Consider the following 19,604-nt stretch of genomic DNA (forward strand, 5'->3'; position numbering starts at 1 on the left):
GTGATGAACCCGGAAGGCATCTACCATTGCACCAAGCGCGGCTTTCACATCCAGACGACGCCACTATCGGGCAATCACCAGTTGCTGCTGGATCAGGTTGGCGCGTTCAACCGGGCCAAGGCGGATATGGACGGCGCGGGCGATGGGCTGACCCTGACGCTGTCGCGCGTGGCCCATATCGCGCAGAGTGCGACGGAGAGGCAGCGCAAGGTGGAGGCGGCGCATCGCTATTACGGGCGGTTCGACAATGTCTTCACCGGGCCGGGGCTGGTGGACAACGGCATGGTGCGGGAACTGCCCTGTGCGACGCCGGTGGAGGAGCTTGGGGAAAGCCTGCTGATCTGTACGCCGCAGGAAATGATCGACAAGCTGGGGCCTTATGCGGACCTTGGGATCGACCGGGTCATTCTTAACTTCAATTTCGGGCTGGACCCGTCCGACACGCTGGACGCGATGCAGTGCTTCGCGGAAGAGGTCATGCCCCATTTCACCGGCAGGCCCGCCACCGTGGCCGCCGAGTAACTTTCTGAAAGGACAGCAAGAATGCCAATCATCCGAGTGGAGATGTTCCCCGGTCGCACCACAGACCAGAAGCGAGAGATGGTGAAGGCTCTGACAGATGCCTTTGTTGCCACCGCAGGCGGCAATCCGGCCAGTGTGCATGTGGTCATCACCGATATCGAGAAATCAGACTGGGGCACGGGCGGGGAACTTAACTCTGACCGGTTCCCGGATTAGGGGGCGGACATGACTGACGTGATCGACTGCGAATTCACAATGCAGGGCGACGGCCCGCCGCTGTTCCTGATCCACGGGATCGGCGCGGCGCGCAACACATGGGCGCGGGCGCTGCCGGTGCTGACCCCGCATTTCACCGTGGTGACGTATGATTTGCGCGGGCATGGCGCGTCGCCGATGCCGTCAGGGGAGTTCGGGCTTGATGAACTGGTCGCCGATCTGGAACGGGTGCGGGAACGCACAGGGTTCGAGACCGCCCATTTCGCGGGCCATTCGCTGGGCGGCATGATCGGCCCGGCCTATGCGCTGAAATACCCGGACCGGGTGCTGTCGCTCGGGCTGCTCTCTACCGCCGCCTTCCGCACGGAAGATGACAGCGCCAAGGTCTGGGGGGTGGTGCGCGCGATGGAGGAAAAGGGCATTCCACAGGTGCTGGAAACGCTGTCGGATCGCTGGTTCACCGATGGGTTCATCGCCGCCCACCCGGACGTGGTGCGCAACCGGCTAAAACAGGTGGTGGAGACCGATCCTGACGTATTCCTCAATGTTTTCCGCATCTACGCGGGCACCGAAATGGCCCCCTGGCTGCACGAGGTCACCGCGCCCTCACTGGTGCTGACGGGCGAGTTCGATGGCGGCTGCAACCCCCGCCTTAACCGGTTGATCGACGAGGCGCTGCCCAATTCGGAACTGGTGATCCTGCCCGACCTCAAGCATTCGCTTCTGCTGGAGGCAGGCGAGGTCGTGGCCGAAAATATCCTGCGTTTTGTGCGGACGCTGAATTAGGGCTTGGGACGGCGCGGGGGCGTTGTCCCGCCCTTGCGCGGCTTCGATCCGGGTTTGTTCAGACCCGCCTTGCTCGCGCGGGCGGGTTTCGGCTTGGCTCCGGGGCGCTCGAACCGCTTGGACGGATCGGCAGCCGATACGCGCGGGGCAGGGGCCGCGGCGGGCTTGTCCCCGCGCGGTTTGTCGGAGCGGGGCTTATCGGACCGAGGCTTGCCGCCTTCCGGCTTCGGCCCGCGGGGTTTATCAGACCTTGGTTTGTCAGACCGGGGCTTGTCTGCCCAAGGCTTGGCACCGTCGCCTTTGGGCTTGCGCGGCTTGTCGAAGGATTTGCCCTTGGGACCATCCGTCGGTTTTGCACGCGGCTTACCCTTGGGCGCGTCACCATCGCGGCGGGGTTTGCCGAGGGGCTTGACGGCGTCCTTGAGATAAGCGTCACGCTCGGCGGGCGTGCGGCGCGGTTTTGCCTCTCGCTCCGGTCGGTCTTCACGCGGTGCGCGGCGGGGCTTGTCATCGCGCGGGCCTGACGAACGGGGGCCGGGGCGCGGACCGCCGCCGGGTTTCGGCGCACGCGGCATTGCGGCGAAATCGGGCGCGCTGTCCATGGCGCGCACCGTGATGCCCTCATCCAGTTCCGCGCCATTGCCATAGCTGCTTGCGAATTTGGCGGCACTTGCCTCGGTCAGTTCCACGAAGGTTTCCGATTGCTGAACGCGGATTGCGCCGATGGCGTCCTTGTCGAGATTGCCCGCGCGGCAGAGAAGCGGCAGCAGCCAGCGCGGCTCGGCCCGATCATTCGCACCGACCGACAGGGCGAACCAGCGGCTCGGGCCGAAGGGCTTGCGCTCTTTCGGGGCCGGGCGCGCATCGGGGGCGCTGAGCTCCTCGGGCGCGGAATGGCGGCTGCGGTAGAGCCGCAGATAAGCGGCCGCGATGGTCTCGGGGCTGTGGGTCTCCAGCAGCCGGGTGGCGAAAGTGGCCTGATCCTCGGTGATCTCATCCTCCCAGGCGGGATCAGTCAGCAGCCGCTCCTCATCCTGGCGCAGGATGTCATCGGCAGAGGGCGGCACGGTCCATTCCGCCGTGATCTTCGCCCATTTCAGCAGGCGCTCGGCTTTCTTGGTGATCTTCGGAGGCACGATCAGGGCCGAGATGCCCTTGCGCCCGGCGCGGCCCGTGCGGCCCGACCGGTGCAGCAGCGTCTCGGAGTTCGAGGGCAGATCGGCGTGGATCACCAGTTCCAGATTGGGCAGGTCAATGCCCCGCGCGGCCACGTCGGTCGCCACGCAAACCCGCGCGCGCCCGTCGCGCATGGCCTGCAGCGCATGGGTGCGTTCGCTCTGGCTAAGTTCCCCCGACAGGCTGACCACCGAAAAGCCCCGGTTGGCAAAGCGCGCGGTCAGGCGGGCCACCGTGGCGCGGGTATTGGCGAAGACGATGGCGTTTTCCGCCTCGTGATAGCGCAGAAGGTTGATGATGGCGTTCTCCGCATCCACCTCGGCCACGCGCAGGGCCTGATAGGTAATGTCGGCATGCTGGCGGCCCGCATCCTGGGTGCTGACGCGCACCGCATCACGCTGGTAATGCTGTGCAAGCGTCACGATCATCGGCGGCACGGTGGCCGAGAACATCAGCGTGCGCCGATCCTCGGGGGCCTCGCCAAGCATGAATTCGAGGTCTTCGCGGAAGCCAAGGTCGAGCATTTCGTCGGCCTCATCGAGCACGATGGCGCGCAGGCCCGTCATGTCGAGCGTGCCACGCTGGATATGGTCGCGCAGACGCCCCGGCGTGCCCACGACGATATGGGCACCGCGTTCCAGCGCCCGGCGTTCGTCGCGGAAATCCATGCCCCCCACGCAGGAGGTCACGCGCGCCCCGGCCTTGGCATAAAGCCAGCTCAGCTCTCGCATCACCTGAAAGGCCAGTTCACGGGTGGGCGCCACGACCAGCGCCAGCGGCGCCTCTGCCGGGCCCATCACCTCGGCCTCTCCCAACAGTGTCTGCGCGATGGCCAGGCCAAAGCCCACGGTTTTGCCCGATCCGGTCTGCGCCGACACCAGCAGGTCGGCATCCTGAAGCTCCGGGTCGGTCACGGCCTCCTGCACGGAGGTCAGGGTGTCGTAGCCGCGTTCCGCAAGGGCGTCGGAAAGTGTCTTGATCATGGGGAGGGTCTATCCGTCAGGGTCAGGCGTGGTCGCGGCGGTGTGGTCCGGCGTCGCGGTCACGGGAAAAAACGGACGTCTAACGCCTGATCCGACGAATGTATACAGGGAAAGCGTGGCGCGGTGATGATTATCCCACGCTCATGCGCGGCGTGCTGCCATGATCCAGACGCCCAGAAGGATCACGGAGATGATGGCATTGTAATTGGCCATCGACAGGCCGAAGAGCTGCCACGAAATCTCGTCGCACAGGACAATCCCTGTGCCGCAATCGGGGTCCAGCAACCCGCATTCCGAATTCAGCAGGTCCAGGCCGCTTGAAGTGCAGGAGGCAGGCCCCTCCCACCATGCCCGCTCCACGCCGGAATGGTAAACGGCAAGCCCGGTGGATACGGCCATGTTCAGCGCCCCTGCCCAGGCAATCAGCGCCTTGGGAATGGCCAGACCGATGATGCCCAACAGGATGCCGATCCGATGCGGCCAGCGTTGCCAGTAGCACATCTTGCACGGCAGAACGCCCAGAACGAACTGAAAGAACAGCGCCCCGAAGAACAGCCCGGCAGAGCCAAGAGCCGCCAGAAGGATCAGATTGCGCCGGGTCAGGGTGCTGAGGAAGCTCATAGGAATTTCACCACATAGAAACCGCCCGCCAGCAGTATCACGAACAGGATGAACATCAAGCCAAGGCGACGTTCGATGAAATCACGAATAGGTGCGCCGAACTTCCACAAGAGCGCCGCCACGACGAAAAAGCGCAGACCGCGCGCGACGATGCTGGCCACGATGAATACGCCGAGGTTCAACTGCGTGACCCCCGACATGATGGTGATGACCTTGTAGGGGAAGGGCGTCACGCCCGCGATCAGCACCGCCCAGGCCCCGTATTCGTTGTAGCGGGTGGCGAAATCGTCGAAATAGGCATCCTTGCCATAGAATTCGAGCACCGGGCGGCCGACGCTCTCGAACAGGCCATACCCGATATAGTACCCCAAAAGCCCGCCAAGCACCGAGGAGACGAGGCAGACGCCCGCAATCAGGAACGCACGGCGCGGGGCTGCGATGATCATCGGGATCATCAGGATATCGGGCGGAATCGGAAAGACCGAGCTTTCCAGAAAGGACACGATGGCCAGCGCCACCAGCGCATAGCGATGTTCGGCCAGGCTGATCGTCCAGTCGTATAATCCGCGGATCATATGTGTCTCCTGAAAATGCCCGCTTGCGATGCCCGATCTCGGCGCGGTGGTCAAGCGCGCTGCGTCAGTGGGCGGGCTATGCGAGGCGGACGGGACGCGCTATGCCAAGACAATAGGCAGCAGGTGCAGAAGGGGAGGCAGGCCATGACGGTCATCATCGCGGGTGCAGGGATTGGTGGGCTCAGCCTGGGGCTGTCGCTGCATCAGGCGGGCATTCATTTTCATATCGTCGAAGCGGTGGAGGTGATCAAACCCCTGGGCGTAGGAATCAACTTGCAGCCGCATGCGGTGAGAGAGCTGTTCGAGCTGGGGCTTGAGGCACAGCTGGACCAGATCGGGTTGCGCACCGCCGAGGTCGCCTATTTCTCGCAACAGGGCGGGTTGATCTGGTCGGAACCGCGCGGCCTCGATGCAGGATATCACTGGCCGCAATATTCGATCCATCGCGGCGAGCTGCAGTTCCTGCTCTACCGGGAGCTGCTGTCGCGCTGCGGGGCTCAGGCGATCACCTTGGGGGCCGCGCTGTCCGGATGGGACGAGGACAGACATGGCGTCGTGGCGCATCTGGTCAACCGCCGGACGGGCGCCCCGCTGCCAGACCTGCACGGGTTGGTTCTGGTGGGTGCGGATGGGATCAACTCGACCCTCCGCGCTGCGCTTTATCCCGATGAAGGCCCGGCGCATTGGCGCGGCACGATGATGTGGCGCGGCGTGACGCGGGCCAGAAGCTTCCTGACCGGGCGGAGCATGGCGATGGCGGGCACGGCGGATCGCAAATTCGTCTGCTACCCGATCCAGGAGTTCGACGACGGCGATTTGCGCATCAACTGGATCGCTGACCTTGCCAAGCCCGCCGACTACCAATGGAACCGGCAGGACTGGAACCGCGAGGGGCACTTGCATGATTTCGCGGATCATTTCGCCGACTGGAGCTTCGACTGGCTGGACATTCCGGCCCTGATCCGCGACGCGGAAGGCATCTGGGAATACCCGATGGTCGACCGCAATCCGCTGCCCCGCTGGAGCCATGGGCGGGTGACGCTTCTGGGCGATGCGGCGCACGCGATGTACCCGATCGGGTCGAACGGGGCGACGCAGGCGATTCTCGATGGCCGGGTTCTGGCACGGGAGCTGCTGAAGCATGGGCAGGGGGCAGAGGCGCTTCAGGCCTATGATGACGACCGCCGCGAGGCGGTGAATGCGCTTGTGCTGGCCAATCGGGGCGACGGGCCGGATGTTGTGCTGGACAAGGTTGCCGAACGTGCCCCTGAAGGGTTTGGCGACATCTCGGAGGTGATGAGCCGCGAGGAACTGGCCGAGATCGCCGGGGCCTACAAGAAAATCGCAGGCTTCGATGTGGATCGGCTGAACGCGCGGCCAGGGATGATGGAACTTTAGAGGACTGGGACGCGCCCGGGCAAGAACCGGACGGAAGACGGGCTTTCGAAAGCCCGCGGCAAGGCGCTTGGCTCCTGGGTTCGGACCGTCTCAGAAACGCTCCGCTCATAAGCTGTGATCGCGGTGAAGGGTCCATCAGTGGCACAGGCCGCGCCACCGATTGCGACCATGTGCAAGAACACACGGCACAGCTTCTCAGCCGGGGGGATGTCGCCTATGTTGATGTCAGATCGGCCCGCAATAACTGTTTCCAGACAAGGATCGCCGCTGCGCCATGACACCGAATTACGACCGCATTCCCGAACTCGCGCTGGACTGGCATCGCCGGGGCAATGGCGCAGCGCTGGCCACTGTCATTGAAACATGGGGCAGCGCGCCGCGTCCCGTGGGCAGCCAGTTGGTCGTGTCGGGCGAGGGTGAGATGCAAGGGTCCGTGTCCGGCGGCTGCGTCGAGGGGGCGGTGGTGATCGAGTCCATCGACTGCCTTGAGAAGGGGGAGGCCACGGTGCTGGAGTTCGGTGTGGCCGACGAACAGGCCTTTGCCGTCGGGCTGGCCTGCGGCGGGCGCATCCGGGTGCTGGTGGAACCCGTGGGGCGCGTCATCCCGGTCGAGATGCTGGAGGCGCTGGTCGATGCCCGCGCCGCCCGCGAACAGGTGGCCTATGTGGTGAACCCCGAGACCGGCGCGCGGCGGCTTGTGACGGGGCAGGGCGATGCGCTGGAGGCCCAGATCGCCGATCGGTTCCGCACCGACAAATCCGGCTTCGAGGGCGACTGGTTCATCGGCATCCACAACCCGCCCCTGCGCATGGCCATCGTGGGGGCCGTTCATATCGCTCAGGCTCTGGTCCCTATGGCGCGGCTTGCGGGCTATGACCCGGTGGTGATCGACCCGCGCCCCGCCTTCGGGGCAGAGGCGCGGTTTCCGGGTGAGACGCTGATGGAAGACTGGCCGGACGAGGCGCTTTCGGCCTACGGGCTCGACCCGCGTACCGCGGTCGTGACGCTGACCCATGACCCCAAACTGGATGACCCGGCCATCCGTGCGGCGCTGGCATCGGACTGCTTCTACCTTGGCTGCCTTGGCTCGACCCGAACCCATGCCAAACGGGTGGAGCGGTTGACCGAAGCGGGCTTCTCGGCCGATCAGATCGCCCGCATCCATGGCCCCGTTGGCCTTGATATCGGCGCGCAGGGACCGGCGGAGATTGCCATTTCGATCATGGCGGAAATCACCAGCCGGTTGCGCAAGGCATGAGGTTCGGGCCGGTTCCCCTGCATGAAGCCGAAGGGACAGTCCTGGCCCATTCGGTTCAGTTGACCAAGGGGCGGCTGCGCAAGGGCCGGGTCCTGAGCCGCGATGATATCGCGCTGCTCGCAGCCAATGGTTTGACCCGCGTGACGGTGGCTCGGCTGGACCCCTCCGACATAGAGGAAAACGAAGCCGCCCGCCGCTTGGCCGCCGCACTGGTCCCCGACCCGGAGGCCGCGGGGCTGGAGGTGCAGGAGGCCTTTACAGGCCGGGTCAACATCCGCGCCACGCGGCCCGGCGTCGTCGGGATCGACGTGGCGGCGGTCGAGGCGCTTAATGCGGTCGATCCGATGATCACGCTGGCCACCGTGCCGCGCTGGCAGCGGGCCTGGCCGGGAATGATGGTGGGGACAGTCAAGATCATCGCCTATGGGGTCAGCGAGGACGCGCTGACACGGGCCGAAAAGGCCGCCCGCAACGCGCTTTCGGTCCGGCCCGTGGAACTCCGGAGCGCCGGGTTGATCGTGACAGAAGTGCCCGGCGATCCCGTTTCCCCCGAGGACAAGGGCATTCGCGCCGTGGCCGGGCGATTGGAGGCGCTCGGCATATCGCTGGAGACCGTGCGGATCGTGGCCCATGACACCGGCGCAATCACCGGGGCGCTGACGGATCTGCCGGGCGCGTTGAAACTGATCCTCACGGCCTCGGCCACCTCTGACATCCACGACGTTGCGCCCTCGGCCGTGGTTGCCGCAGGCGGTCGGATCACCCGCTTTGGAATGCCGGTAGATCCCGGTAACCTGCTGTTTTTAGGACAGATTGGAGAGGCGCCGGTGATTGGATTGCCGGGCTGCGCCCGCTCGCCGGCGCTGAACGGGGCCGATTGGGTGCTGGAGCGGGTTGCCTGTGGGGTGCCTGTCAGCGCAGCCGATATCTCGGCCATGGGGGTGGGGGGATTGCTGAAGGAAATCCCGACCCGGCCACAACCCCGCGCTGGACGCAACCCGAACGGGTAGCGCCAGCGGAAACGATCAAATTTTGACCATTCAAAAAATTTTTCATTTGTCCTTCAACGATTCCGTGCTTGGATAATTCCATAACCAAGGGAGGAATTTCATGACCCAGGTCACGATGACCGTGAACGGGAAATCCGTTTCCGGTTCCGTAGAAGGGCGCACGTTGCTGTCCGATTTCATCCGCGAGGGGCTCAAGCTGACCGGCACGCATGTGGGCTGCGACACCAGCCAATGCGGCGCCTGCGTGGTGCATGTGAACGGCCAGCCGGTGAAAAGCTGCACCATGCTGGCGGCCGAGGCCGAGGGCGCGGACGTCAAGACCATCGAAGGCATGGCCAATGCCGATGGCTCGCTTTCCACGATCCAACAGGCGTTTCAGGACCATCACGGCCTGCAATGCGGCTTTTGCACGCCGGGCATGGTGATGAGCGCATCGGCCTTGCTGGCCGAAAACCCCACGCCGACCGAGGCCGAGGTGCGCGCCTATCTGGAAGGCAATATCTGCCGCTGCACCGGTTATCACAACATCGTCAAGGCGATCATGGCTGCAAGTGGCCAGGAACCCGCCGCGGTGGCCGCAGAATGAGGGGCGCGGCGCTTGCCATTGCGGCGACCGTTCTGGTTCCTGCAATGGCCCAAGCCGAGGGCTTTTCCTCGGGCTATGTCACCGGCTTCAACTCCGACACGGAATGCATGGATTTGGCCCGTACCTCGATGGACGCCCATTTCCGCAACCATGGCGGAACGCCCGACACGGGCGAGGCCAGCTTCTCGGTCTTCGGCTTCGACGTGCCGCCCGGGCGCACTCAGGTCGCCATCATCTGCACCGAGGATCAAGGCCGCTACACCGCGACCGTGACCGGCTACAGCCTGCAGGAAGACGGCACCCGATTGGAAACGGTCGAGGCCATGCTGGACCTTCTGGAAGGTGTCACACCGACCGGCAGCAAGTGAGGATCGGGCGGGCCATGCCCCGCCGGACAGGAGGATGGATGCCGAGATCCGCTTTTCTTGCCGCAGTGCTGGTGCTGACGACCGGCGCGGCCCAGGCTGACAACTTCGCTAATATCGACCTGCATTCGGTCGAAAGCCAACAGACCTGCATGGCGCAGGCCCGGCAGGCGCTTGTCATCCTCGCGGCGGAAAACGGATCGGACAATCCCGACATCACCCAAGGAAGATGGAGCACGTTTGGCTGGGATTTACCGCCGCGCGCAGCGGATATCTCGATCATCTGCCCGGATATCGACGGGGTCACGTACCCCTTTGCCACCGGTCACACGACCGGCGACGACAATGAACCGGGCGATATGATCGAACGGCTGGCCGAGATCTTCAACAAACTATGACAAGCCGGTTCCCGCGGGAGGCGGGCACAGGGCGACCAAGAAAATAAGGGAGGATACCATGCCAAAGGATAGTGGCATCGGCGCAAGTTCGAAGCGCCGTGAAGACGTCCGGTTTCTGACTGGTACCGGCAATTACACGGATGACATCAACCTCAATGGTCAGGCCTATGTGCATTTCCTGCGCTCTGACGTGGCCCATGGGCGGCTTAACAAGGTCGATACCTCGGTCGCGGCGGAAATGCCCGGCGTGGTGCGCATCTTTACCGGTGCGGATTTCGAAGGCGTCGGCGGTCTGCCCTGCGGCTGGCAGGTCACGGACAAGCACGGCAATCCGATGCAGGAACCGGCCCACCCAGTTCTGGCGCAGGGCAAGGTGCGTCATGTGGGCGATCCAATTGCCGCTGTGGTGGCTGAAACCGCCGCGCAAGCAAGGAATGCGGCTGAGGCGATCGAGCTCGATATCGAGGAACTGCCCGCCGTCATCGACATGAAGGAAGCGGTCAAGGAGGGCGCGACCAAGGTCCATGACGATCTGGAGTCGAACCTCTGCTATGACTGGGGTTTCGTCGAGGAAAACAAGGCTGCCGTGGATGAGGCGTTTGAAAAAGCGGCCCATGTCACCACGCTGGAGCTAGTGAACCAGCGGCTTGTGGCCAATCCGATGGAACCGCGCGTGGCCGTGGGCGACTACAATCGCGCAACGGGCGATTCCACGCTCTACACCACCAGCCAGAACCCGCATGTGATCCGGCTTCTGATGGGCGCTTTCGTTTTGGGCATCCCGGAACACAAGCTGCGCGTCGTGGCCCCCGATGTGGGGGGCGGCTTTGGCTCCAAGATCTTCCATTATGCCGAAGAGGCGTTCTGCACCTTCGCCGCCAAGGCGTTGGCGCGGCCTGTCAAATGGACCTCCAGCCGGTCCGAGGCGTTCATCTCTGACGCCCATGGCCGGGACCATGTGACCAAGATCGAACTGGCGCTCGATGCCGATAACAACTTCACCGCGCTGCGCACCGACACCTATGCGAATATGGGGGCGTATCTGTCGACCTTCGCGCCCTCGGTGCCTACCTGGCTGCACGGCACGCTGATGGCGGGGAACTACAAGACACCGCTCATCTATGTGAACGTAAAGGCGGTCTTCACCAACACCGTGGCCGTCGATGCCTATCGCGGGGCCGGGCGGCCCGAGGCGACCTACCAGCTGGAGCGTGTCATCGACAAGGCGGCGCGTGAGTTGGGCGTCGATCCGGTGGACCTGCGTCGGCAGAACTTCATCACCGAGTTCCCCTATGCCACGCCCGTGGCGGTGGAGTACGATACCGGTGACTACAACGCCACGATGGACCGGCTGCTGGAAATGGTGGACCGCGACGGGTTCGAAGCCCGCGCGGCGGAAAGCGCCAAATCGGGCAAGCTGCGTGGTTTCGGCGTCAACACCTATATCGAGGCCTGCGGGATCGCACCGTCTGCCCTTGTGGGTCAGTTGGGCGCGCGTGCCGGGCTTTATGAAAGCGCCACGGTGCGGGTGAATGCCACTGGCGGTCTGGTCGTCATGACCGGCAGCCACAGCCACGGGCAGGGCCATGAAACCGCATTCCCGCAGGTAGTGGCGGACATGATCGGCATTTCCGAGGATATGGTCGAAATCGTCCATGGCGACACCGCCAACACGCCCATGGGCATGGGCACCTATGGCTCGCGCTCGCTGGCCGTGGGTGGCTCTGCCATCGTGCGGGCGACCGAGAAGATCATCAACAAGGCCAAGAAGATCGCGGCCCATCTGATGGAGGCGTCCGAGGGCGATATCGAGCTCAAGGACGGCCAGTTCACCGTTGCGGGCACCGACAAATCGGTGGCCTGGGGTGATGTCACGCTGGCGGCCTATGTGCCCCATAACTACCCGCTGGAAGAGATCGAACCGGGGTTGGAGGAAACCGCCTTCTATGACCCTGCCAACTTCACCTATCCCGCAGGGGCCTATGCCTGCGAGGTGGAGGTCGATCCCGACACCGGCAAGGTGACCATCTGTTCCTTCGCGGCGGCCGATGATTTCGGCAACGTGGTCAACCCGATGATCGTCGAGGGCCAGGTCCATGGCGGTCTGGCGCAAGGCATCGGTCAGGCGCTGCTGGAAGGCGCGGTCTATGACGAGAACGGGCAGCTTCTGTCCGCCTCCTACATGGACTACGCCATGCCACGCGCCGACGATCTGCCGAGCTTCCAGGTGGATCACAGCTGCGCCACGCCCTGCACCCATAACCCGCTCGGGGTGAAAGGTTGTGGTGAGGCGGGGGCCATCGGATCACCGCCTGCAGTGGTCAATGCCGTGGTGGATGCCCTGCAGCGCGGGGGCCATAACGTCACCCATATCGACATGCCGCTCAGCCCCGGTCGGGTCTGGCAGGCGATGAACGGCTGATCCGGGACAAGGAGAGAAACCCATGTATGAGTTTGAATTCAAACGTCCGGGCACCATCGCCGATGCGGTCGCCGCCCTTGGTGCGGAAGAGGCGCAGATGCTCGGGGGCGGGCAAACGCTGCTTCCCACGATGAAGCAACGTCTGGCCGCGCCTGCTGTGCTGGTCAGCCTTGGCGGCATTGCCGAGATGCAGGGCGTCTGCACCGATGACGCGGGCCGCATCTGCGTCGGCGGCGGCACCACCCATGCAGCTGTGGCGGCGGCGACGGCGGAAAGCTATCCGGCGCTGTCGCATCTGGCGGGCCATATCGGCGATCCGGCGGTCCGCAATCGCGGCACCATTGGCGGAAGCCTTGCCAATAACGACCCGGCGGCGTGCTACCCGGCGGCGGTGCTGGCCTCTGGGGCCAATGTGGTCACCAATACGCGAGAGATTGCGGCGGATGATTTCTTCGAGGGCATGTTCACCACGGCGCTCAATGATGGCGAGATCATCACCGAGGTGAAATTCCCGGTGCCGGTGGCTGCAAACTATCAGAAGTTCCTGCAACCTGCGTCCCGCTTTGCCCTGACCGGGGTCTTCGTCGCAAAGTTCGCAGGCGCGGTGCGAGTGGCCGTGACCGGCGCGTCGGAAGATGGCGTGTTCCGCTGGTCCGAGGCCGAGGCGGCGCTGTCCGGCAACTTCTCACCCGAGGCGGTGGATGGCTTGTCGGTGTCTGCCGATGGCATGATCGCCGATTTGCACGGATCCGCTGCCTATCGTGCGAACCTGGTGAAAGTGCTGACCAAGCGGGCGGTTGCCGCCTGCTGACACATGCGCGAGCGCTGAAACAAAAAACCCCGCGCAAAGGCGCGGGGTTTTCTTTTCGTCTTGTCGAGAAATCAGAGCCCGAGCGCGTTGCGCAGGCGTGTCGTCACTTCGGGGACAAGCGCCGGGTTGTTGCGCGCCTGCTCGATGGCCGCGGACAGCGAGGCACGGGCGACGGCCGACAGATCGGCCTCCGCCACGGCCGCGAGGGCGGCATCGGCGTCGAACCCTTCGACGGAGAACAGGGTCGACAGGTCCGTGGCCCCTTCGATCGCATCGACCGCTTCGGTGGTCTCTTCAGCGGCGGCTTCCGTTTCTTCGGTCACCGCCTCGGTGGTTTCCTCGACGGCGGCTTCCGTTTCCTCGGTCGCGGCTTCGGTGGCTTCCTCGACGGCGGCATTGGCTTCGTCGGTCACCGCCTCGGTGGTTTCCTCGACGGCGGCTTCCGTTTCCACGGTCGCGGCTTCGGTGGCTTCCTCGACGGCGGCATCGGCTTCTTCGGTCACCGCCTCGGTGGTTTCCTCGACGGCGGCTTCCGTTTCCTCAGTCGCGGCTTCGGTGGCTTCCTCGACGGCGGCATTGGCTTCGTCGGTCACCGCCTCGGTGGTTTCCTCGACGGCGGCTTCCGTTTCCACGGTCGCGGCTTCGGTGGCTTCCTCGACGGCGGCATCGGCTTCTTCGGTCACCGCCTCGGTGGTTTCCTCGACGGCGGCTTCCGTTTCCTCAGTCACGGCCTCGGTGGCTTCCTCGACGGCTTCCTCCGTGGCTTCGACCGCCTCTGCGGCGTCTGAAGTGCCCTCCTCAACAGCCTCTTCGACCGTTTCGGTCACGGCTTCGGTGGTCTCTTCCGCCATTTCGGACGCCGCATCCGCAGCGTCTGCCGTGGCGTCGGCGGCCTCGTCTGCCGTGCCGGTCACCTGGTCGAGCAGCCCTTCGGCCTCTTCCATCACCCCTTCAACCGCTTCGGTTGCGGCGTCGGTCACCGTGTCCACCGCGTCCTGTGCGGCTTCTTCGACGGCTTCCACGACCTCACCAGCCGTGTCAGCCGCGTCTTCGGTCATCTCTTCGACAGCGTCTGCCACGTCCTCAGCGGTCTCTTCAGCGGCCTCAGCCGCCTCTTCCACAGCTTCGGTCGTTTCTTCCACGGCCGCTGCCGGGGCGGTTTCGGGTTCTGGCTGGCCAAGCGGGCTCAGGTAATAGGCGGCGGCGCCGACGACGACCAGCGCGGCGACAATTGCGATAATACGGGACATTGGGAAAACTCCGATGCTCAGAGAGGACGATTCCGGCGATTCCATACGCCCCCTGATGCCGCAGCGCAACGAGAACGGGGGCTTTGACCGGATTCCTGCGGCATTCAGCCGGGATTCGCCTTGAAACGCCCGTTGGGTAAGGCTAGTTTCGGGCACCGCATATCGTGGCAATAGAAGGATTTTACCGATAGCCCGCAGACCGCATAACGCGCCCCCGCAGCGCGACACAGGCCCCCGCGTAAACGATCGCATCCGGGCCCCCGAGATCCGCCTTATCGGCGCAGATGGAGAGAATATCGGCGTGGTCAGTCCGGCCCGCGCCATGGATCTGGCGGCAGAGGCCGGTCTCGACCTGGTCGAGATTTCGCCCAATGCAGCGCCTCCGGTCTGCAAGATCATGGATTTCGGCAAGTTCAAATACGAACAGCAGAAACGCGAATCCGAGGCTCGGAAAAAGCAGAAGATCATCGAGGTCAAAGAGGTCAAGTTCCGCCCGAACACCGACACCCATGACTACGAGGTCAAGATGCGCAACGTCTTCCGCTTTCTCGAAGGCGGCGACAAGGTGAAGATTACCCTGCGCTTCCGGGGCAGGGAAATGGCGCACCAGAACCTTGGCCGAGAGCTGCTGGAACGCGTGGCGGAGGATGTCAAGGAAATCGGCAAGGTCGAGAACATGCCGAAGATGGAAGGCCGCCAGATGGTCATGATGATCGGTCCCGCGAAGTAAGCGGACCGAATGAAGACAAGGGAGGGGCGCGCCAGAGATGGTCGCGCCCTTTTCTTTTGGAACCAATGCCTTACATCTTTCCGAACCAAGAAAATGGAAAGGGCCGGTCATGGACAGGGTCGAGAATGCCCGCCCCGATGTGGCGGATCTGAAAGAGGCGGAGCGCCCCAAGGCGCCGCCAATCGAGGGCGCAACGGATCTGCAAAGGCGGCAGGGACGGCAGTTGGCCGCCATCCACCGGATGCATTTGCAGCAGATGGGGCAGGTGCGCCGGATGATGGAGGGCATCGCTGCGGGCAGCACTGCACCCGCCGCACTGGCCAAGGCCGTGCCCGAGATGGAGATGACCCGCAACTACCGCCAGTTCGGCAATCTCTGCGGTCAGGAATGCCAGTTTCTCGACTATCATCACGGGGCCGAGGAGCACCGGGTCTTTCCGCATCTGGAGGCGCGTGCCAGCGACGGGCTGCGCAAGGTCATCGCCAAGCTGCGAGAGGAACACGAAGTGGTGCATGCGCTGCTGGAACGGCTCTATGCGGATGCGGTGCGGCTGGTGCAGAACCCGGGCGAAGACGCCTTTGACGAAGCGCGCTAGACCTTCGATGCGCTGGAGCGCGTGGTCCGATCGCATTTCGGTTACGAGGAAGACGAACTGGAAGAGGCGCTTGGCGTCTATGGCGGGCTCTGACCCCGCATGAAAAAGCCGCCTCGGAGGGCGGCTTTTCGGTTTGGCGCTACGTCAGTCCAGAAACGCCTTTTCGACCACGTAGGTCTTGGGGTCGGAATTGGCCCCTTCCTCCAGCCCGTATTCCTCCAGCATCTCTTTCAGTTCGAGATTGAAGGCGAGGTTGCCGCAGATCATCGCGCGGTCGTTTTCCGGGCAGATTGGCGCAACGCCCAGATCCGCGAAGGCCTCGCCCGAGCGCATCAGGTCGGTGATCCGGCCCATCTTGGCGCTCTCTTCACGGGTTGTGGTTGGGTAATACTTGATCTTCTTCCAGAAGCCCTCGCCGATCACTTCATTGAGCAGCTCATCGGTCTTGAGGCTTTCGATGATCTCGCGCCCATAGGTCAGCTCGCCCGCCTCGCGGCAGGTATGGGTGATGATAACCTCGTCATAATCCTCGTAGGTCTGCGGTTCGCGCAGGAGGCTTGCGAAGGGCGCAAACCCGGTGCCGGTGGCGAAGAACCAGATGCGCTTGCCGGGCAGCAAAGCGTCGTGCACCAGCGTGCCAACGGGTTTGGGCCGCAAAATGACCTGATCGCCGGGCTGGATATGCTGCAAGCGGCTGGTCAGGGGGCCATCGGGCACCTTGATCGAATAGAACTCCAGTTCCTCGTCCCAGGACGGCGAAGCGATGGAATAGGCGCGAAGCAACGGTTTCTGCTTGCCGGTCTTGGGGTCCGGGTCGCCCATCAGGCCGATCATCACGAACTCACCCGACCGGAACCGCAGGGACGCGGGCCGCGTGCAGCGGAAGGAAAACAGGCGGTCGGTGTAATGCTTTACTTCCGTCACGGTTTGCGCGTCGGGCAGGGTGGGCACTCTTACAGGCGATGCGGTGGCTTCGGTCACGGGTTTTTGCTCGGTCATGTCTTCGGTTACGGCCTGAGTAAAGCCGACTCCTTCATTAAGCTTTGATCTAGGTCAGGAAAAGGGGGCGCTTTTACGCAGCCCGAAGCCGCGATCTGTGGTCATGCTCGCGCCAGTTGGCACGGTCAAGCCATTGTGCCTCGGGCTGGCGGGCCGCCAATGTGCGGTCAATCTCCACATCATCGAAGCCAGACCGGCGGGCCATGGCGTATTGATCCGCCAACACATGGCCCTTGGCGCGCAGATGCCCGACAAACCCCATCTGCCGCAACCGGCGGGCGAGGGTAAAGCCGCGCCCGTCTGCAAAACTGGGGAAGTCGATGCGGATCGTAGCGTTGGTTTGCGCGGCCCGTTCCAGCGCCTCGGCGTTGGCGTCGCTTGGAAGGTCGAGCGTTTCAGCCCCGTCTGCGGGCGCAAAGCCTGTATCGGTCACAAGCACGGTCTCGGTGTCGGTCAGGGCCTCAAGGGCTGCCATGTCTTTCATATCGTCGCTCCTTACGAGGCGGTTTTCAGGGGGCCGCGAACGATGCGCCCGTCGATGAAATGGATGCCGCATTCTTCCTTCTGCTCGCCCCGCCAGCGGCCCGCGCGCGGGTCTTCGCCGGGTTTGACGGGGCTGGTGCAGGGGGCGCAGCCGATGGAGGGGTAGCCCTTGGCCACCAGTGGATGCCGGGGCAGGCGGTTATTGACCATGTACTCCTGCACATCTTCCGGCGCCCAGTGGGCCAAGGGGTTGATCTTGATGCGGATATCGCCCTCGGTCTCGAAGAAGTCGAGTGCCGCGCGGGTGCCCGACTGGAACCGTTTGCGCCCGGTGATCCAGCTGTCGAAGGGGGCCAGCGCGGCCTCCATCGGGCGCACCTTGCGCAGGTCGCAGCAGGCATCGGTGCTGTGCTTGTGCAGGGTGCCGTCGGGATCGCCCGCGAGAAGCGAGATCTTGCTGGCGTGGATCGTGCGCACGTCCTGCAGACCCAGTTTCGCGGCTACCTCCTGCTGATAGCTCAGCGTCTCGGGGAACAGCATCTGCGTGTCTATGAAGAGCACCGGCGTGGCCGGGTCGATCACCGAGACCATGTGCAACAGCACCACCGATTCCGCCCCGAAGGAGCTGACCAGCGCGATCCGGCCAAGGTCGGGGTCCTTCAGCGCGCGCTCCATCACTGCCGTGGCGGAATGGTGCTTGTAGCGCGCGTTCAGCCCCTCGACCCAGGTCGCCAGCGATCCTATGGGCGCGTCAAGCGGCACGAGTCTTTGTCTCCGGGTAGAGGGCCGCCTTGAAGGGGTCGATGCCAACGCGCCGATAGGCTTGCAGGAAGGTTTCCTCAGCGCTCTCGCGCAGGCCCAAATAGGTTCGCACGATGGTTTCAATCGCGCCCACGATTTCGTCATAGGCAAAACCCGGCCCCGTGCGGGTGCCGATCACCGCATCCTCGGTGCCGTCACCGCCAAGAGTGATCTGGTAGTTTTCCACGCCTGCGCGGTCGAGCCCCAGAATGCCGATATGGCCCACATGGTGATGCCCGCAGGCGTTGATGCAGCCCGAGATCTTGATCTTGAGCGGCCCGACCTCGTGTTCCAGCTTCAGCTCCTCGAACCGCGTCGCGATTTCCTGCGCCACGGGGATGGAGCGGGCGGTTGCCAGCGCGCAGTAATCCATGCCGGGGCAGGCGATGATATCGGAGATGAGCCCGATATTCGCGGTCGCAAGCCCTGCCGCGCGCAGCTCCGCATGGATCTGCGGCAGGTGGCGCTTGTGCACATGGGGCAGGATGACGTTCTGTTCATGGCTGATGCGCAGTTCGTCATGGCCATAGCGTTCTGCCAGATCGGCCATCACGCGCATCTGGTCGGCGGTGGCGTCACCCGGCGTATCGCCCTGTTTCTTCAGGGAAATCGTGACAATGGCGTAGCCCTCGGCGCGGTGCTCGGAGAGGTTCGTATCGGCCCACGACCGGAACACCGGGTCGGTGGCATAGAAGACGTCATATGCGTCGGTGGGCGCCGTCTCGAACTCCGGCGCTGCGAAATGGGTCTTGATCTCGTCCAGCAGGGCAACGTCCTTGCCTCCCGCATAGAGCGGTTTGCGTAGGGCAAACTCCTTCTCCACCTCGGCCTTCAGGTTCTCCAGCCCGAATTCATGGACGAGGATCTTGATCCGCGCCTTGTATTTGTTGTCCCGCCGCCCGATCACGTTCCAGAGCGCCACGGTGGCCTCCAGATAAGGCAGCAGGTCATCCGCGGGTATGAACTCCGCCAGAACCTTGCCGATCATCGGCGTGCGGCCAAGCCCGCCACCCACCAGCACCTGATAGCCAATCGCGCCGTCGCGCTCGACGATCCGCAGGCCGATGTCATGGGCCGCCGTCACGGCCCGATCATTCGGGGCGCCGGTGATAGCGATCTTGAACTTGCGCGGCATGAACTGGAATTCCGGGTGGTCGGTGGACCATTGCCGCAGCAGTTCCGCCACCGGGCGGGGGTCGGCCACCTCATCGGCAGAGGCCCCTGCGAAATGGTCGGCGGTCACGTTGCGGATGGTGTTGCCGCTGGTCTGAATGGCATGAAGCTCGACCTCGGCCAGTGCATCGAGCATATCCGGCACATCGCGCAGGCGCGGCCAGTTATACTGGATGTTCTGACGGGTGGTGAAATGGCCATAGCCCTTGTCCCAGGTCTCGGCCAGGTAGGCCAGCTGCCGCATCTGGGCGCCATTTAGCGTGCCGTAGGGAATGGCAACGCGCAGCATGTAGGCATGTAGTTGCAAGTACAGCCCGTTCATCAGGCGCAGAGGCTTGAACTCGTCTTCGGTGAGGCTGCCCGCGATGCGGCGCTCCACCTGGGCGCGGAACTGGCGGTTGCGTTCGGCGAGGAAGTCGCGGTCGAATTCGGAATAGCGATACATC

The 19,604-nt window shown here is 64.0% G+C and carries 19 protein-coding genes and 2 pseudogenes; 13 read left to right on the forward strand and 8 right to left on the reverse strand.

Annotated elements, in window-relative coordinates:
• From BKY26_RS10475 to BKY26_RS10485, 3 genes and pseudogenes are all read left to right on the forward strand, one after another.
• Nucleotides 1–522 (forward strand): annotated as a pseudogene (locus tag BKY26_RS10475) (LLM class flavin-dependent oxidoreductase); the annotation flags it as partial.
• Nucleotides 523–540: 18 nt separating this feature from the next.
• A pseudogene (locus BKY26_RS10480) lies at nucleotides 541–738 on the forward strand (4-oxalocrotonate tautomerase); the annotation flags it as partial.
• A gap of 9 nt (nucleotides 739–747) precedes the next feature.
• On the forward strand, nucleotides 748–1,524 hold the full coding sequence (locus BKY26_RS10485; RefSeq protein ID WP_071690344.1) for an alpha/beta fold hydrolase: 777 nt from the start codon (nucleotides 748–750) through the stop codon (nucleotides 1,522–1,524).
• Here the strand turns inward: BKY26_RS10485 and BKY26_RS10490 are convergent.
• The 3 genes from BKY26_RS10490 to BKY26_RS10500 form a co-directional block, all read right to left on the reverse strand.
• Nucleotides 1,521–3,683, reverse strand: a complete 2,163-nt coding sequence (locus BKY26_RS10490; protein WP_071690345.1) for a DEAD/DEAH box helicase — start codon at nucleotides 3,681–3,683, stop codon at nucleotides 1,521–1,523. The two genes, BKY26_RS10485 and BKY26_RS10490, sit on opposite strands and share 4 nt — an antisense overlap.
• 141 nt (nucleotides 3,684–3,824) lie before the next feature.
• Nucleotides 3,825–4,304: a disulfide bond formation protein B gene (locus BKY26_RS10495; protein WP_227434993.1), complete on the reverse strand. Its 480-nt coding sequence runs from the start codon at nucleotides 4,302–4,304 to the stop codon at nucleotides 3,825–3,827.
• On the reverse strand, nucleotides 4,301–4,879 hold the full coding sequence (locus tag BKY26_RS10500; RefSeq protein WP_071690346.1) for a YqaA family protein: 579 nt from the start codon (nucleotides 4,877–4,879) through the stop codon (nucleotides 4,301–4,303). Before BKY26_RS10500 ends, BKY26_RS10495 begins: the two co-directional genes overlap by 4 nt.
• Nucleotides 4,880–5,023: 144 nt before the next feature.
• Here BKY26_RS10500 and BKY26_RS10505 point away from each other — a divergent pair, with 144 nt between their 5' ends.
• From BKY26_RS10505 to BKY26_RS10540, 8 genes are all read left to right on the forward strand, one after another.
• The gene (locus BKY26_RS10505) at nucleotides 5,024–6,277 is read left to right on the forward strand and encodes a flavin-dependent oxidoreductase (RefSeq protein WP_071690347.1); all 1,254 of its coding nucleotides are present in this window, start codon (nucleotides 5,024–5,026) and stop codon (nucleotides 6,275–6,277) included.
• A gap of 274 nt (nucleotides 6,278–6,551) precedes the next feature.
• Nucleotides 6,552–7,535 (forward strand): XdhC family protein, encoded by a 984-nt coding sequence (locus BKY26_RS10510; RefSeq protein WP_071690348.1) that lies wholly within the window; start codon nucleotides 6,552–6,554, stop codon nucleotides 7,533–7,535.
• Entirely contained in the window at nucleotides 7,532–8,545 is a 1,014-nt protein-coding gene (locus tag BKY26_RS10515) for a molybdopterin-binding protein (RefSeq protein WP_071690349.1), read from the forward strand. The genes BKY26_RS10510 and BKY26_RS10515 overlap by 4 nt, the downstream gene beginning before the upstream one ends.
• A gap of 100 nt (nucleotides 8,546–8,645) precedes the next feature.
• Nucleotides 8,646–9,131: a (2Fe-2S)-binding protein gene (locus tag BKY26_RS10520; RefSeq protein ID WP_071690350.1), complete on the forward strand. Its 486-nt coding sequence runs from the start codon at nucleotides 8,646–8,648 to the stop codon at nucleotides 9,129–9,131.
• Nucleotides 9,128–9,499 (forward strand): hypothetical protein, encoded by a 372-nt coding sequence (locus BKY26_RS10525; RefSeq protein WP_071690351.1) that lies wholly within the window; start codon nucleotides 9,128–9,130, stop codon nucleotides 9,497–9,499. The genes BKY26_RS10520 and BKY26_RS10525 overlap by 4 nt, the downstream gene beginning before the upstream one ends.
• Nucleotides 9,500–9,537: 38 nt before the next feature.
• Nucleotides 9,538–9,894, forward strand: coding sequence for a hypothetical protein (locus tag BKY26_RS10530; RefSeq protein WP_071690352.1), 357 nt, complete (start codon nucleotides 9,538–9,540; stop codon nucleotides 9,892–9,894).
• Nucleotides 9,895–9,952: 58 nt separating this feature from the next.
• On the forward strand, nucleotides 9,953–12,316 hold the full coding sequence (locus tag BKY26_RS10535; RefSeq protein ID WP_071690353.1) for a xanthine dehydrogenase family protein molybdopterin-binding subunit: 2,364 nt from the start codon (nucleotides 9,953–9,955) through the stop codon (nucleotides 12,314–12,316).
• Nucleotides 12,317–12,338: 22 nt separating this feature from the next.
• Nucleotides 12,339–13,127 (forward strand): FAD binding domain-containing protein, encoded by a 789-nt coding sequence (locus BKY26_RS10540; RefSeq protein ID WP_071690354.1) that lies wholly within the window; start codon nucleotides 12,339–12,341, stop codon nucleotides 13,125–13,127.
• Nucleotides 13,128–13,198: 71 nt separating this feature from the next.
• Here BKY26_RS10540 and BKY26_RS10545 read toward each other — a convergent pair whose 3' ends face one another.
• Nucleotides 13,199–14,377 carry a hypothetical protein gene (locus BKY26_RS10545; protein ID WP_071690355.1) on the reverse strand — a complete coding sequence of 393 codons (1,179 nt, stop codon included), beginning with the start codon at nucleotides 14,375–14,377 and terminating at the stop codon, nucleotides 13,199–13,201.
• Nucleotides 14,378–14,564: 187 nt separating this feature from the next.
• On the opposite strand from BKY26_RS10545, the gene infC reads away from it, so the two are divergent.
• Nucleotides 14,565–15,107, forward strand: coding sequence for a translation initiation factor IF-3 (infC, locus tag BKY26_RS10550; protein WP_071690356.1), 543 nt, complete (start codon nucleotides 14,565–14,567; stop codon nucleotides 15,105–15,107).
• A 109-nt stretch (nucleotides 15,108–15,216) separates the two neighbouring features.
• Nucleotides 15,217–15,702 carry a hemerythrin domain-containing protein gene (locus BKY26_RS10555; RefSeq protein ID WP_071690357.1) on the forward strand — a complete coding sequence of 162 codons (486 nt, stop codon included), beginning with the start codon at nucleotides 15,217–15,219 and terminating at the stop codon, nucleotides 15,700–15,702.
• Between the two features lie 144 nt (nucleotides 15,703–15,846).
• On the opposite strand, the gene BKY26_RS10560 is transcribed toward BKY26_RS10555, so the two are convergent.
• The 4 genes from BKY26_RS10560 to BKY26_RS10575 all read right to left on the reverse strand — a co-directional run bounded on the left by BKY26_RS10560 (nucleotide 15,847) and on the right by BKY26_RS10575 (nucleotide 19,603).
• On the reverse strand, nucleotides 15,847–16,701 hold the full coding sequence (locus tag BKY26_RS10560) for a ferredoxin--NADP reductase (protein ID WP_071690358.1): 855 nt from the start codon (nucleotides 16,699–16,701) through the stop codon (nucleotides 15,847–15,849).
• A gap of 73 nt (nucleotides 16,702–16,774) precedes the next feature.
• Nucleotides 16,775–17,185 carry a DUF934 domain-containing protein gene (locus BKY26_RS10565; protein ID WP_083431408.1) on the reverse strand — a complete coding sequence of 137 codons (411 nt, stop codon included), beginning with the start codon at nucleotides 17,183–17,185 and terminating at the stop codon, nucleotides 16,775–16,777.
• An 11-nt stretch (nucleotides 17,186–17,196) separates the two neighbouring features.
• On the reverse strand, nucleotides 17,197–17,946 hold the full coding sequence (locus tag BKY26_RS10570; protein WP_071690359.1) for a phosphoadenylyl-sulfate reductase: 750 nt from the start codon (nucleotides 17,944–17,946) through the stop codon (nucleotides 17,197–17,199).
• On the reverse strand, nucleotides 17,936–19,603 hold the full coding sequence (locus tag BKY26_RS10575; RefSeq protein ID WP_071690360.1) for a nitrite/sulfite reductase: 1,668 nt from the start codon (nucleotides 19,601–19,603) through the stop codon (nucleotides 17,936–17,938). Before BKY26_RS10575 ends, BKY26_RS10570 begins: the two co-directional genes overlap by 11 nt.
• Nucleotide 19,604: the final 1 nt, after the last annotated feature.

Origin of the sequence: Nioella sediminis (assembly GCF_001879695.1) — a bacterium.
GTDB classification, from domain to species: Bacteria; Pseudomonadota; Alphaproteobacteria; order Rhodobacterales; family Rhodobacteraceae; genus Nioella; species Nioella sediminis.